The organism is Streptomyces sp. NPDC001222 (genome assembly GCF_042896945.1).
GTDB classification, from domain to species: Bacteria; Actinomycetota; Actinomycetes; order Streptomycetales; family Streptomycetaceae; genus Streptomyces; species Streptomyces gibsoniae.
This window is the reverse complement of the sequence record NZ_JBIAXT010000017.1, coordinates 160,937-174,635: the sequence shown is the minus strand read 5'-3', so window position 1 is coordinate 174,635 and position 13,699 is coordinate 160,937. Positions and strand designations below refer to the sequence as shown.

Annotated in this window: 10 protein-coding genes; 7 read left to right on the top strand and 3 right to left on the bottom strand. The window is 71.1% G+C overall.

The window, feature by feature from the left end; genetic code table 11:
* Window positions 1-431 precede the first annotated feature (431 nt).
* Window positions 432-881, top strand: coding sequence for a PTS glucose transporter subunit IIA (locus ACFY2Z_RS23285; protein WP_390746010.1), 450 nt, complete (start codon window positions 432-434; stop codon window positions 879-881).
* A 77-nt stretch (window positions 882-958) separates the two neighbouring features.
* Window positions 959-2,629 carry a phosphoenolpyruvate--protein phosphotransferase gene (gene ptsP / locus ACFY2Z_RS23280; RefSeq protein WP_390746009.1) on the top strand — a complete coding sequence of 557 codons (1,671 nt, stop codon included), beginning with the start codon at window positions 959-961 and terminating at the stop codon, window positions 2,627-2,629.
* Between the two features lie 81 nt (window positions 2,630-2,710).
* On the opposite strand, the gene ACFY2Z_RS23275 is transcribed toward ptsP, so the two are convergent.
* Window positions 2,711-3,604 (bottom strand): hypothetical protein, encoded by an 894-nt coding sequence (locus ACFY2Z_RS23275; protein ID WP_390746008.1) that lies wholly within the window; start codon window positions 3,602-3,604, stop codon window positions 2,711-2,713.
* Window positions 3,605-3,741: 137 nt separating this feature from the next.
* Complete coding sequence (locus tag ACFY2Z_RS23270) at window positions 3,742-5,709, bottom strand: acetoacetate--CoA ligase (protein WP_390746007.1); 1,968 nt, start codon at window positions 5,707-5,709, stop codon at window positions 3,742-3,744.
* Window positions 5,710-5,922: 213 nt separating this feature from the next.
* Here ACFY2Z_RS23270 and ACFY2Z_RS23265 point away from each other — a divergent pair, with 213 nt between their 5' ends.
* Complete coding sequence (locus ACFY2Z_RS23265; protein WP_390746006.1) at window positions 5,923-8,289, top strand: TIM-barrel domain-containing protein; 2,367 nt, start codon at window positions 5,923-5,925, stop codon at window positions 8,287-8,289.
* 79 nt (window positions 8,290-8,368) lie between these two features.
* Here the strand turns inward: ACFY2Z_RS23265 and ACFY2Z_RS23260 are convergent, their stop codons facing one another.
* A complete protein-coding gene (locus ACFY2Z_RS23260; RefSeq protein ID WP_390746005.1) occupies window positions 8,369-8,905 on the bottom strand; it encodes an NUDIX domain-containing protein in 537 nt (178 codons plus the stop codon).
* Window positions 8,906-9,061: 156 nt separating this feature from the next.
* On the opposite strand from ACFY2Z_RS23260, the gene ACFY2Z_RS23255 reads away from it, so the two are divergent.
* The 4 genes from ACFY2Z_RS23255 (at window position 9,062) to ACFY2Z_RS23240 (ending at window position 13,696) form a co-directional block, all read left to right on the top strand.
* Entirely contained in the window at window positions 9,062-9,487 is a 426-nt protein-coding gene (locus ACFY2Z_RS23255; protein ID WP_390746017.1) for a Zn-ribbon domain-containing OB-fold protein, read from the top strand.
* Window positions 9,484-10,674, top strand: a complete 1,191-nt coding sequence (locus ACFY2Z_RS23250; protein WP_390746004.1) for a lipid-transfer protein — start codon at window positions 9,484-9,486, stop codon at window positions 10,672-10,674. Before ACFY2Z_RS23255 ends, ACFY2Z_RS23250 begins: the two co-directional genes overlap by 4 nt.
* 225 nt (window positions 10,675-10,899) lie before the next feature.
* On the top strand, window positions 10,900-12,540 hold the full coding sequence (locus tag ACFY2Z_RS23245; protein WP_390746003.1) for an EAL domain-containing protein: 1,641 nt from the start codon (window positions 10,900-10,902) through the stop codon (window positions 12,538-12,540).
* A 397-nt stretch (window positions 12,541-12,937) separates the two neighbouring features.
* Entirely contained in the window at window positions 12,938-13,696 is a 759-nt protein-coding gene (locus tag ACFY2Z_RS23240; protein WP_390746002.1) for an MIP/aquaporin family protein, read from the top strand.
* The last annotated feature ends 3 nt before the right edge of the window (window positions 13,697-13,699 follow it).

Sequence of the window (13,699 nt, the reverse complement as noted above, 5' to 3'; positions counted from 1 at the left end):
CTCAGGCTTTCCTCCGGGCGCTTCCCTTCGGTGTTCCCGACTCTATCAGATCTTTTCTCGACCCGATTTCCTCGGCGCTTTCCAGGTTCCCGCTCTCGCGTTTCCCTTTCCGGCTTTCCAAACTCTATCAGTGTTTTTCCGTCTCTCTGACCGCCGTTCTGCAGACATGCAGAAAGGATCCCGAGATAGGATCTGACAAGTTGGGTGCTGCCGGGCAGCGACGCGTGGTCGCGTCACCCGCCCCCAGGCAGGGATACGACTGTACACGCACCCACGCCGCGGTGCAAATCAACCGGGCCGCGTCCCGCGGTCCGTCACCCCCTACGTCTCATGCGGAACCGTCACTTCATATGACATACGCTGCTGCCCAGTGCGCCGTCCGGGACAGGCAGTGACGTCCCATCCAGATCTCCACCCCTGGGAGGCTTCCCATGACCACCGTGACGTCCCCTCTTGCTGGGCATGCGATCGGACTTGCCGCAGTGCCCGACCCCGTCTTCGCCGGAGCGATGGTCGGGCCCGGCATGGCGATCGACCCCGTGCGTGAGCCCGTGGAGGCCGTCTCCCCCGTGGACGGGATCATCGTCTCGCTCCATCCCCACGCCTTCGTCGTGGTCGACGGAGAGGGACACGGCGTGCTGACCCACCTGGGCATCGACACCGTGCAACTGAACGGCGAGGGTTTCGAGCTGCTGGTCAACAAGGGCGACACCGTCGCCCGTGGTCAGGCCATCGTGCGCTGGAACCCGGCCGCCGTGGAGCAGGCCGGCAAGTCCCCGGTGTGCCCCATCGTGGCTCTGGAAGCCACGGCCGACGCCCTCTCCGGCCTCCGTGAGGACGGCGATGTGAAGGCGGGCGACCAGCTCTTCGCCTGGCAGTGAGGCCCCTGCCGTGGTGAACGGCACGACAGACAACCATCGCGGTGGCGGGGAAGCCGCACGATTCGGAGACGGGTGAGATGGAGACAACGCTGCGAGGCGTCGGTGTGAGCCACGGTGTGGCGATCGGCGAGGTCCGGCACATGGGAACGGCGGTGCTGGAACCGCCGGCGAAGCAGATCCCCGCCGAGGAAGCGGAGCGCGAGCAGGGGCGCGCACGCCAGGCCGTCGAAGCCGTGGCAGCCGACCTGACCGCGCGCGGCAATCTGGCCGGTGGCGAAGCACAGGCCGTGCTGGAGGCCCAGGCCCTGATGGCCCAGGACCCCGAGCTGATGGCGGACGTGGACCGTCGTATAGCCGTGGGCAGCACCGCGGAGCGCGCCGTGTACGACGCGTTCGCCGCGTACCGGGAGCTGCTGGCCGGCGCCGGGGAGTACCTTGCCGGGCGCGTGGCCGACCTGGACGACGTGCGGAACCGTATCGTCGCCCGTCTTCTCGGGGTTCCCATGCCGGGTGTCCCGGACAGCGACGAGCCGTACGTCCTCGTCGCCCGTGACCTTGCGCCTGCCGATACGGCGCTGCTGGATCCGGCCCTGGTGCTCGGCTTCGTCACCGAGGAAGGCGGGCCGACCAGCCACAGTGCAATCCTGGCGCGCGCTCTGGGCGTCCCCGCCGTTGTGGCGCTGCCGGGTGCGGGCGAGCTGGGCGAGGGCACGATGATCGCCGTCGACGGCAGCACCGGCGACATCTTCGTGAACCCGAGCGACGAGAAGAAGGCTCAGCTCCGCGCGGCGGCCGCCGCGCGGAAGGCCGCCCTTGCGGCCTCCAGCGGACCGGGAGCCACCGCGGACGGGCACAAGGTGCCCCTGCTCGCGAACGTCGGCGGTCCCGCGGACGTGCCGGCCGCCGTCGAGGCCGGTGCCGAGGGTGTCGGTCTGTTCCGCACGGAGTTCCTGTTCCTGGACGACAGCAAGAACGCACCGTCCGAGGAGAAGCAGGTCGAGTCCTACCGGCAGGTTCTGGAGGCCTTCCCCGAGGGCCGTGTGGTCGTGCGTGTGCTCGATGCCGGTGCGGACAAGCCGCTGGACTTCCTGACTCCGGCCGACGAGCCGAACCCGGCGCTGGGCGTGCGGGGTCTGCGGACGCTGCTGGACCACCCGGAGGTGCTGCGCACGCAGCTGACCGCCCTCGCGAAGGCTGCCGAGGGGCTGCCGGTCTATCTCGAGGTCATGGCGCCGATGGTCGCCGATCGCACCGACGCGAAGGCGTTCGCCGACGCGTGCCGTGAGGCGGGGCTGCAGGCGAAGTTCGGCGCGATGGTGGAGATTCCTTCGGCCGCGCTGCGGGCGCGCTCGATTCTGCAGGAGGTCGAGTTCCTGTCCCTCGGGACGAACGACCTCGCGCAGTACACGTTCGCCGCGGACCGGCAGGTGGGTGCGGTCTCGCGTCTGCAGGACCCGTGGCAGCCCGCGCTGCTCGACCTGGTCGCGCTGTCCGCCGAGGCGGCCAAGGCCGAGGGCAAGAGCTGTGGTGTGTGCGGCGAGGCCGCCTCGGACCCGCTGCTGGCGTGCGTGCTGACCGGCCTGGGTGTCACCTCCTTGTCGATGGGTGCGGCGTCGATTCCGTATGTACGGGCCACGCTGGCGAAGTACACGCTGGCGCAGTGCGAGCGTGCCGCGGCGGCCGCGCGTGCGGCCGACACTGCCGACGACGCGCGCAAGGCGGCTCAGGCGGTGCTGTCCGGCGAGTAGCCGGGGCGCGTCAAAGCGTCGATCTTCGTGTGGCCGGGGCGCTCCACCTGTGGGTGGGGCGCCCTTCGCCCGTTCAGGTCCTCAATGAGGGTGTCCGGTCATGGGTGGATCGTCGCCCAGGTCGGGTGGGGTGCTGTAGTCGACGCCCGATTCGGGCGCGACCAGGTCGCCGGACTCGACGTCGGTGCAGTAGGCGTCGAAGACCTCTCCGGCGGTGAGCGGTTCCAGCCGCTCACCACGCAGGCGCCAGCCGTAGACGCGGTCCGTCCCGTCGGGTGCGGTGGTGCGCATGACGAGTCCGCCGGCCGCGTGGGTGGCGATGCCCAGGGCCAGGACGGTGGTGAATTCGAGGGCCTCCGTCTCGTCGATGCGATTTGTGCCGTCGGGGTCCTCGTCCGAGTGGAGCACCGCGACCAGGGTTTCGGGCTGTGCCGACACACTGCAGACGAGGTGGCGGTGGCCCGGGCTCGCGGTGTCGAGGATGCGGGTGAGGAGTCGCGAGGCATGGGCGAAAGCGGCGTGTCCGATGTCCTCCCCGCAGGAGGCGCAGACCCCGAGGTGGGCCAGCACGGTCCTGGCGTACTGCCAGGTGGCCTGGCGGACGGCTTCGTCGACAAGGTCCGGGACCAGCTCGTCCAGCGACTGGCCCTCGTACGGGACGGCCGCTCCGGTGGCGGCGAGTTCCGCCGTGAAGCGGGTGCGGCTGGACGGGGCGTCGGGTTCCAGGCCGCTGTCCGCGCAGAACTCCGCGTACTCCTCCGGGTCGAAGAGGGCGACCGTAGTGTGGCTGCCCTGGGCGGCAAGGGTCCTGAGCAGGCCTTCCACCTGCTGGAGATAGGTCGCGTGGTCGTCGAAGGTGAAGGTGCGGTAGCGCCGCATCGCGACGAAGTCGTCTTCGTCGGTCAGCAGGCCGATGGTGCCGGCGATCTCGCGGCGCAGAACACGTCGCATGGTCCGGTGCTCGGTGTGTGTCATGACTCCCCCTACTAACAGTCGATCTGCCATCACACACAGTAATGAGCGCCACTGACAACGCCCGCCGGTCGCGGTGACCGGCGGGCGACGGGCGGCGCCGCACCGCGGCCTGGGCGCAGTGCGTGCGGCGAGGTGCGTCAGGCGCGTTTGCGGGCCAGGTCCTCGTAGAAGCGGAGCAGGTCGAGGTCGTCGATCGAGCCGGGATTGACGGCCTTGTCCAGCGGGGTCCCCTGCATCAGACGCTTGACCGGGACCTCGATCCGCTTGCCCGTGAGGGTGTGCGGAACGCCTGGGACCTCGATGATCTCGTCGGGGATGTGGCGCGGCGAGAGCTGTTCGCGGATGGTCCGCTTGATGCGGTCCAGCAACGGGTCGTCCAGGACGGCTCCGGGGGTCAGATGCACGAAGAGGGGCATCCAGTAGCCCCCGTCGGGCCGCTCGACGCCGATGACCAGGGACTCCTTGATCTCCGGCAGGCGCTCGACGGCCTCGTAGATGTCGGCGGAGCCCATGCGCACGCCCTGACGGTTGAGCGTGGAGTCCGACCGGCCGTGGATGATCACGGAGCCGCGGGAGGTGAGCGTGATCCAGTCGCCGTGGCGCCAGACTCCCGGATACGTGTCGAAGTAGCTCTCGCGGTAGCGGCTGCCGTCGGGGTCGTTCCAGAATCGGATCGGCATGGAGGGCATGGGCTTCGTGACGACCAGTTCGCCGACCTCGTCGATGACCGGGTTGCCGTCGGGGTCCCAGGACTGCAGGTCGGTGCCGAGGCCGGGGGCCTGGAGTTCGCCGATGTACACCGGGAGGGTCGGTACGGCTCCGGCGAAGCAGGAGCACACGTCGGTGCCGCCGCTGACGGAGGCGATCCACAGATCGTCACGGACCTCGTCGTGCAGCCAGCTGAAGCCGTCCGGCGGCAGCGGGGAACCAGTGGTGGCCACGCACTGCACCCGGGAGAGGTCATAGTCGCGCGCCGGGCGCACACCCGCCTTGCGGCAGGCCATGACGTAGGCCGCGGAGGTCCCGAAGAGGGTGGCTCCGGTGCGTTCGGCGACGCGCCACTGGGCGCCCGTGTCGGGATGGCCGGGGCTGCCGTCGTAGAGGACGATCGTGGTGCCCGTCAGAAGACCGGAGACGAGGAAGTTCCACATCATCCAGCCGGTGGACGTGTACCAGAAGAAGCGGTCCTCGGGGCCGAGGTCGCAGTGCAGGCCCAGCTGCTTGAGGTGCTCGACCAGGATGCCGCCCTGGGACTGGACGATGGCCTTGGGCAGGCCGGTCGTGCCCGAGGAGTACAGCACCCACAACGGGTGGTCGAACGGCACCTGCTCGAAGACGGGCTCGGTGTCCGCCGAGGTCAGGGCCGACCAGTCCAGGGCACCTTCGGGGGCCTCGGAGCCGAGCAGGGGGATGTGGACGACGGCGCGCAGGGTGGGCAGTTCACGGCGCAGCTCGGCGAGGATCTCGCGGCGGTCGTGTTCCTTACCGCCGTAGCGGTAGCCGTCGACGGCGAACAGGACGACTGGTTCGACCTGCTGGAAGCGGTCCAGGACGCTGCGCGCGCCGAAGTCAGGCGCGCAGGAGGTCCACACCCCGCCGACGGCGGCCGTGGCGAGGAGGGCGACGACGGCCTGCGGGATGTTGGGGAGGTACCCGCTGACGCGGTCTCCCGGGCGTACGCCGAGGGCGCGCAGTTCAGCAGCCAGCGAGCCGACCTGGCGCCGCAGCTCGGACCAGGTGACCGGGCGGAGCTCATGGGTCTCGTCGATCGCGAGGAGGGCCGGTTCGTCGGCGCGGGTGGCCGCGGCGCGGAGGGCGTGTTCGGCGTAGTTGAGTGTCGCCCCGGGGAACCATTCGGCGCCCGGCATGGAGCGGTCGCCGAGCACGCGCGCGTACGGGGTGGAGAACCGTACGTCGAACCACTCCGTGACGGCCTTCCAGAAGGTGCCCGGCTCGTCCACCGACCAGCGGTGCAGGGCCGTGTAGCCGCCCTCGGAGGGGGCACCGTGGTGTTCGGCCGCCCAGGCCTGGAACCTGGTGATCTGGGCCCGGGCGATGCGGTCGGCGTCGGGCCGCCAGAGCGGCGTGGGGTTCGCTGAGGTCATGGGGCGGCTCCCGGACTGTACGCGTCGTGTGCGTGAGTCGCGCACGTGCTGGGTTGTGCGCGTTACGCGGCTGACACGGACGATGCCATGTGATCGACTTCTGCACCAGGGTGTGCCCCACATAGTTGGCATCGTGAAGCTGTGCTCCTAGCACGGGTGAACGACAGTTGAACGGCGCCCCCATATGGGGACATCGATGACAGGGTGAGGAGTATGGACGGTCGTGACCTGGTGCGTTCGGTGAAGGCGGTCGGTTCGGGGGGTGCGGTGCAGGGCCTTCGCACCGTACGGGCCGCGTGGCGCAGGAGGCGTACCGACGCCACCGGGTTGCCGCGACGAGGAGCGGAGCGGGCGCGGGTGCCGGGTCTCGTGCAGAGTGCGGAGCCCGGTCCCGGTGGTGGTGTCGTGCGGTTCGCCCGGACCGAGCTGCGGATCACGGTCGCCGTGAACGGGGCGGTGTTCTGGGGCTGGGACGGGGCGGAGCCGGAGCCGTCGTACGCGCTGGCGGGCCGCTGTCCGGAGCCGGACCCGCGGGCCCTGCTGGAGCCTGACAAGGACGGCGGCTGGCGGGTCGTGGCGGAGCGTGTCACGGTCGTGGTCTCGCGGCACGGCGCGATCGAGGTGCGCACTCCGGGCGGGGTGACCCTGCGCCGGGATCTGCCGCCCCGCTGGTGGGAGCCCGCGGAGGGAGGCGCTGCGCGCTGGATGCAGCGGTCCGAGGTGGCCGCGGACGCCCGGTTCTTCGGGTTGGGCGGACGGGCTGCGGGCCCGCGGTTGCGGGACGGGAGGTACCGGTTGTGGAACACGGACCCGGGCCGGCCCTTCGGGCCCGGCGACGACCCGCTGTACATCACCATGCCGGTGCAGATGGTGGTCGCCGACGCAGGTACTCACCTCATGTTCCTCGACACGTCGTGGGACGGCACGGTGACCCTGCGCGAGGGCGAGGAGGGCGCGGGTTCCGGGCACGACCGGGCGGGCACCTGCGAGGTGCGGATGGACGGCGGGCCGCTGCGCTGCTGGGTGATGGTGGGCGCCCCCGCGCGCGTACTGCTCGTCTGGGCGTCGCTGACCGGGGCGCCGGCCGTGCCGCCCACGTGGGCCTTGGGGCACCATCACGCACGGTGGGGCTTCGGCAGTGAGCAGGAGGTGCGGCGGATCGTCACGGGTTATCAGGAGCACGACCTCCCGCTCGATGCCGTCCATCTGGACATCGATCACTACGACGCCCACCGGGTGTTCACGGTCGACCGGGAACGCTTCCCGGAGCTGCCGCTGCTCGCCGAGGAGCTGATCCGGCGCGGCGTCCGCCTGGTCTCGATCGTGGACCCGGCGGTCCGGGCCGAGCCCGGCGAGCCGGTGTTCGACAGCGGGAACGCCGAGGACGCGTTCGTGCGGGACGCCTCGGGCCGGGTGGTCGAAGGGGTGGTGTGGCCCGGGGAGGTGGTCTACCCGGACTTCACGCACGGGCGCGTACGGCAGTGGTGGGGCCGGCTCCTGGAGGAGCGTCGCGCGCAGGGCTTCGCGGGTCTGTGGCTCGACATGAACGAGCCGGTGTCGTTCACGGCCTTCGGGGAGAAAACCCTGCCCCGCTCGGCCCGGCACGCGCTGGAGGGCCGTGGGGGCGACCACCGGGAGGCGCACAACGTGTATGCGCTGTGCATGGCCCGGGCCGGGTACGAGGGCCTGCGGGATCTGACTCCCGAGGAGAGACCCTTCGTGTTCTCGCGCTCGGGCTGGGTGGGGATGCAGCGCTACGGGGGGACCTGGTCCGGGGACGTGGCCACGGGGTGGGCCGGGCTGCGCGCCTCGCTGTCCCTGGTGCTGGGACTCGGCCTGTGCGGAGTGCCGTACTCGGGGCCGGACGTGGGCGGCTTCGACGGAAGCCCGTCGCCCGAGCTGTATCTGCGCTGGTTCCAGCTGGCCTCGTACCTGCCGCTGTTCCGTACGCATGCGAGCATCCGGGCCGGGCGCCGCGAACCCTGGGAGTTCGGTGACGACGTCCTGGGGCACGCGCGCGTGGCGCTCGCCGAACGGCGCCGTCTGCTGCCGTACTTCGTCACGCTGGCCCATCTGGCCCGCCGCACGGGGGCGCCCTATGTCCGGCCGCTGTGGTGGGGCGCGCCCGAGGACCGGGCGCTGCGGGACTGCGAGGACGCCTTCCTCCTCGGCGACAGTCTCCTGGTGGCGCCGGTGCTGGATCCCGGCGCTGAGCGGCGGACGGTGCTGCTGCCGCGGGGGCGCTGGTACGAGACGGCGACGGAGGAGGCGTATCAGGGGCCGGGCCCGGTGGTGGTCGATGTCTCCAAGGCGCGGATCCCGGTGTTCGCACGCGCCGGTGCCGTGCTGCCCGTGCGCGGTGAGGACGGTGGTGTGGAGCTCGAGGTCTGGGCGCCGGCGCGCGGAAGGTCCGGGGGCGGGTTGGTGGTGCCGGACCCGGGCGACGGCTGGGACGAACCGGAGGCCGAACGCTATGTGACGCGCTGGAAGGGCCGTCGGCTCGTGGTGCGGCGGGACGGCCGGGAAGGCCGGACCGAGCCCGTGTATCCGGTACGCGTGCGGGGACTCGGCCGCGGGTGACGCGGGGCGGGACGCGCGCGTAGGCGCCTCCGGGTGGGGACGGGGGGCGGGACGGCTCGGGTGCCGTCCCGTCGTCGGCTCACATGTAGCGGCCCTCGAACCAGCCCTGCACGGCGAGTGTGTGCAGCGGAAAGGCGAGTTGGGCCGGCCGGCGCAGAAGGTGCCAGCCCGTCGTCTCGTCCGTGCCGACGGACGGCGGCAGGTCGGCTGCCGGTCGCTCGGGCAGGAGTCCGAAGAGCAGCAGATGGCCGTCGGGTGAGCTCATCGCGTCGACGAGCCGCACGTCGCGGCCCGCCGCGTCGATGCCGGTCTCCTCTTTGAGCTCGCGGACGACCGCATGCCGCCAGTCCTCGCGGTGGTCGATGAACCCGCCGGGCAACGCGACGCCGCCGCGGGCGGGAGGGATGGTCCGGGTGATGACGATCAGGGCGGTGCCTTGGGCGTCGTACACGGGCTGGAGAGCCACCGCGACGGGCAGCGGATTGCGGTAGGCCACCGTGTCACAGGCGGTGCAGGTACGGGGCCAGCCGGAGATGCCCTCTCCGTAGGGCGCCCCGCAGCTCGAGCAGTGGGAGCCGGGCACGGAGTCGGCGGATGGGAACGGGGATTCGGACACGGGCGGACTGTATCCGATGACACGGAGGGCGTCTGCCCTGGCAGGGCGGCGGTTCTTCGCGACGCCTCCCGGATTCCGGGAGCCCGTGGCACACTGCATTTCTGACGTATCGTCAGAAATTTGCCGGGAGGCGCCATGCCACGTGAACTCACGCCTGTGGTGCCCGGATGGTTCGCCGGCGACGAGGAAGACTTCCGCCTCGTCGGCACGCGCTGCGCCGCGTGCGGCTCGGTGTACTTTCCGCGCGAGGACGTCCTGTGCCGGAATCCCGGCTGCGCGGGCGGCGACCTGCTCGCAGTGCCCCTCTCGGGAATCGGGCGGATCTGGTCGTACACCGACGCCCGCTATCGGCCTCCGTCACCCTATGTGACGAATGTGGAACTTCCGTGGGAGCCCTACGCGTTGGTCGCGGTGGAACTGGAAGCAGAGCGGATCGTGGTGCTCGGGCAAGCCGTTCCGGGAGTGACCGTCGCCGATCTGGCGGTGGGCATGGAGATGCGGGTCGTACCCGGCGTGCTCTACGAGGACGCGGGGACGACCTGGACGACCTGGCACTGGCGGCCGACGGGGGTGGCGGCATGACGGACGATGTGGCGGTGCTCGGTGCGGGTCTGCACCCCTGGGGCAAATGGGGGCGGAGCTTCGTCGAGTACGGGACGGTGGCGGCGCGTGCGGCGCTCGCCGACGCGGGGATCGACTGGCCGGACGTCGGCTCGATCGTGGGTGCCGCCACGGTACGGGGCGGCTATCCGGGTCATGTGGCGGGGGCGACGTTCGCCAAGGCCCTGGGCTGGCAGGGTGCTCGGGCCACGACCGTGTACGCGGCCTGCGCGTCAGGGGCTCAGGCCGTCAACGCGGCGCGGGCCCAGATCCTTGCGGGGCTCGCGGACGTGGTGCTGGTGGTCGGTGCGGAGTCGGCACCCAAGGGTTTCTTCCGGCCGGCGGGCGGCGACCGGCCCGACGATCCCGATTGGCTGAGGTTCCGGGTCCTGGGGGCGACGAATCCGACGTACTTCGGGCTGTACGCACGCCGCCGCATGGTGCTCCACGGGGACACGGTCGACGACTTCGCCCAGGTCAAGGTGAAGAACGCGGCGGTGGGTGCGCTCAATCCGTACGCCCGCTACCGCAAGCGGGTCACCCTCGACGAGGTCGCCGCCTCGGCCGTCGTCGCCGACCCACTGCGGCTGCTCGACATCTGTGCGACCTCGGACGGCGGCGCGGCACTCGTGCTGTCGAGCATGGAGTTCGCACACCGGCAAGGTGCGCCGGGGCCGGTGCGCATCCGGGCGGTGTCCACGGTGACACCACGCTTTCCCAACATCGTGCTGGATCTGCCGGACATCGCGACGGACTCGGCCGTGGCGATGGAACCGCCCGGCGAGACGTTCCGCGCCTCGATCGCGCGCACGGCCTACGAGGAGGCGGGCATCGGGCCGGAGGACCTCTCCCTCGCCGAGGTCTACGACCTGTCCACGGCCCTGGAGTTGCAGTGGTACGAGGATCTGGGGCTGTGCGCGGAGGGCGAGGCGGCGAAGCTGCTGCGTGAAGGCGCGACGACGCTCGGCGGACGCATACCCGTCAACGTCAGCGGCGGCCTGGCGTCTTTCGGGGAGGCGGTGCCGGCACAGGCGATCGCCCAGGTGTGCGAATTGACCTGGCAGTTGCGGGGAGACACGGGTGACCGGCAGGTGGCGGGAGCCCGGGTCGGGATCAGTGCGAATCAAGGCCTGTTCGGGCATGGCTCCGCGGTGATCGCTGTGAGGTGATCCCCACCGGCAGATCACCGCGTGTCGGCTCGCCAATGCATGGGACCTCCGTGCCCCGGCGGGCGAGCGGCAGGCCTGGTGGCCCGCAGAATCGTTCCGCCGACGCCTCGCACATATGCGAAGGCCGTTTGCGGCTATTCACACGCTCCGTGACCACCTGGGAATCCTGTGTGAACAGGTCATGAACTGGGCCTCCGGACGCGCCGGCGGCGCCATCATGCTCCCGTGCCCTCCTGGACGGATACTCTCCGCTTCGCCTTCCAGCCGGTGGTCAATCTGACGACGGGAGGGGTCACCGCGCTGGAGATCCTCGCACGCCCGGAGACCGGCGACGTCCTGGCTCAGGCCCGCCGGGACCCCGAACTCGACGGAAACCTGGCCGCGTTGGCGATCCGAGCTGCGGCGCGGATGGAAGCGCTGCTGCCCCTGCACGTCAACGTGTTCGCCGGGACCCTCGCCGACCTCGGGGGCCTCGCCGCACTGCGGGATGCCGTGCGCGAGGCGGGGCGGCTGCCCTGGGAGGTGACGGTCGACGTCGGACCGCCCTACACGCATGTGCCGCACCGGGCGCTGCTGGAGGCCGTCGCCGTACTGCGCGGGGAGGGCTTCCGGATCTGCGCGGACGGAATCGGCGACGGTGACGTACCGCTGAGGGTGCTCTCGGACCTGGCACCGGACCTGATGAAACTCGACGTGTCCCTGGTGACACGGCCGGCCGTGGTGCGGGCCATGCACACGCTGTGCGAGGAACTGGGCGCGCTGCTGTCGATCGAGGGGGTGGAGACCGAGCGGCAGTACGCGGCCGTGGTGACGGCCGGGGCCCAGTTGGCTCAGGGGGAACTCTTCGCGCCCCCGTCCCGGCTCCCCGTTGCGGACGTATACCTTCCGACGCTGTCCAGCGCGGTGCCGTCCACGCAGCGCACCGGGCCATCGGTGCGGCAGTTTCTGCGACCGGCCGCGCTGCTGCCGGCGACGGCCTCGGCCGGACAGGTGCGGGCGCTGCTCACCGGCTCCCCCGACGTGTCCGGGGTGCTGCTGGTCGACCCGGCCGGGGTGCCGCTCCGTTCGGTGCACCGTTCGCGCTTCCTGCTGTCGATGTCGGGACGTTACGGGCATGCGCTGTACGCCGACCGGCCCGCGGCGAAGCTCGGCGACCCGCCGCGTGCGGTCGGGGTCGACGCCACGGCGTGGGAGGTGCTCGACGTGGTGGCGGACGGAGAACGGGACCGCACCTCGGACGACGTCGCGGTGGTCGACCACCACGGGCGGTGCGTGGGGGTCGTCCGGCTCGCTGATCTTGTACGTGCGCTGGCCGAGAGCCAGGTCGAGGAGGCGGCGGGGCTCAATCCGCTGACTCGGCTGCCCGGTTCGGACGCGATCACCGGCGAGGTGGACCGGCGCATCGCAGACGGGCGGATGTTCGCGCTGAGCTGGCTCGACGTCGACCACTTCAAACAGGTCAACGACGGGGCGGGGTTCGCCGCCGGGGACGAGCTGATCCGTGCGGTGGGGCAGGCGTTGCAGGGCGCCGCGTCCGGGAGCACACGCGTGGGGCACATCGGCGGCGACGACTTCCTGGTGCTCGCGGATCCGGAGGGCCTCGATCCGCTGGCCGAGTCGATGCTGGACGCGCCGTGGTCGGCCGGCGGACGTGCCGTCACCCTCTCACTGGCCACGGTGCTGTGCCCGCCCGGCAGTGTCACCGACCACCGCCAGGCGGCCGCCTGCCTCGCACCGCTCAAGCAGGCCGCCAAGGCGCTGAGCGGCGCCAGTTGGGTGCTGGGCCGGGCCGGTCTGTCGGGTCATGAGATACGCCGCGGTTCATCGGGGGCCCGGGCCGAGGCCGGCCAACCGGCCTGGGGCTGACCCTCACCCCGGCCCGGCGGTCCGCGACGCGTGCCGACCGGTCCGGTGGTCCCCGGCCCGGTGGCGGCCTCAGGACGCCTTGGGACGCCGGTCCGTGAGGGTCGGCCGCAACCGTTGCCGTCACCGACCTTGACGCTCTGTGGGTGCCGGTGAACACTTCCGGATGTCAGTCGGCATCGCCGTTTTCAGGCGTATTCATGTGATGCGCCCCTGAGGCCCCGCCTCCGCATGGGCCGTCCCCCACCGGGCGATTCCGCTGCACAGGCACGCTCGTCGCTGACGCCGGGCTGGGCGCGGGACCCGCCCTGCCTTCGGCTGAAGTCGCCAAGGGACACGCACCCTGCACGGAGGACGGACTCGGGGCGGGACCGCCCCGGGCGAGGGCCCAGGAGCCGCCATGACCCATGGAAGCATCATCTTCGGCGAGTTGATCGGAACAGCGATCCTCATCCTGTTCGGCGCGGGTGTCTGCGCCGCCGTCACGCTCAACCACTCCAAGGCCCAGGGCGCGGGCTGGGTCGTCATCGCCTTCGGCTGGGGCTTCGGCGTGCTGGCCGGCGCCTACACCGCCGCCCCGAAGTCGGGCGGACACCTCAACCCGGCGGTGACCCTCGGTCTCGCCATCGCCGGCATCACCCGATGGGGCGACGTGCCGTACTACCTGCTGGGTCAGATGGCGGGCGCGATCCTCGGCGCCGTGCTGACCTGGCTGCTCTACTTCGCCCAGTTCCAGGCCAACGCCGAGGAGGACAAGGCGCTGCCCACGCTCGGGATCTTCTCCACGGCTCCCGAGATCCGCAATCCGGCCGCCAACCTGATCACCGAGATCATCGCGACCATGGGGCTGGTGCTGCCGATCCTGTTCTTCGGCAAGAACCTCGGCACCGGCATCGGCCCGATACCCGGCACGACCGCGTACGGCTCGGGTATCGGCATCCTGCTCGTCTCCCTGCTCGTCGTCGGCATCGGCCTCTCTCTCGGCGGGCCGACCGGCTATGCGATCAACCCGGCCCGCGACCTCGGCCCGCGCCTCACCCACTCCGTGCTGCCGATCCCCAACAAGGGTTCCTCCGACTGGGGTTACGCCTGGATACCGGTGGTGGGTCCGCTGATCGGCGGGGCGCTCGCGGCCCTTGTGTACAAAGCAGCCTTCTGACCC

Coding starts and splice junctions, on each gene's coding strand:
- ACFY2Z_RS23285 (WP_390746010.1), top strand. CDS start 432: ATGACCACCGTGACGTCCCCTCTTGCTGGGCATGCGATCGGACTTGCC.
- ptsP (WP_390746009.1), top strand. CDS start 959: ATGGAGACAACGCTGCGAGGCGTCGGTGTGAGCCACGGTGTGGCGATC.
- ACFY2Z_RS23275 (WP_390746008.1), bottom strand. CDS start 3,604: ATGACACACACCGAGCACCGGACCATGCGACGTGTTCTGCGCCGCGAG.
- ACFY2Z_RS23270 (WP_390746007.1), bottom strand. CDS start 5,709: ATGACCTCAGCGAACCCCACGCCGCTCTGGCGGCCCGACGCCGACCGC.
- ACFY2Z_RS23265 (WP_390746006.1), top strand. CDS start 5,923: ATGGACGGTCGTGACCTGGTGCGTTCGGTGAAGGCGGTCGGTTCGGGG.
- ACFY2Z_RS23250 (WP_390746004.1), top strand. CDS start 9,484: ATGACGGACGATGTGGCGGTGCTCGGTGCGGGTCTGCACCCCTGGGGC.
- ACFY2Z_RS23240 (WP_390746002.1), top strand. CDS start 12,938: ATGACCCATGGAAGCATCATCTTCGGCGAGTTGATCGGAACAGCGATC.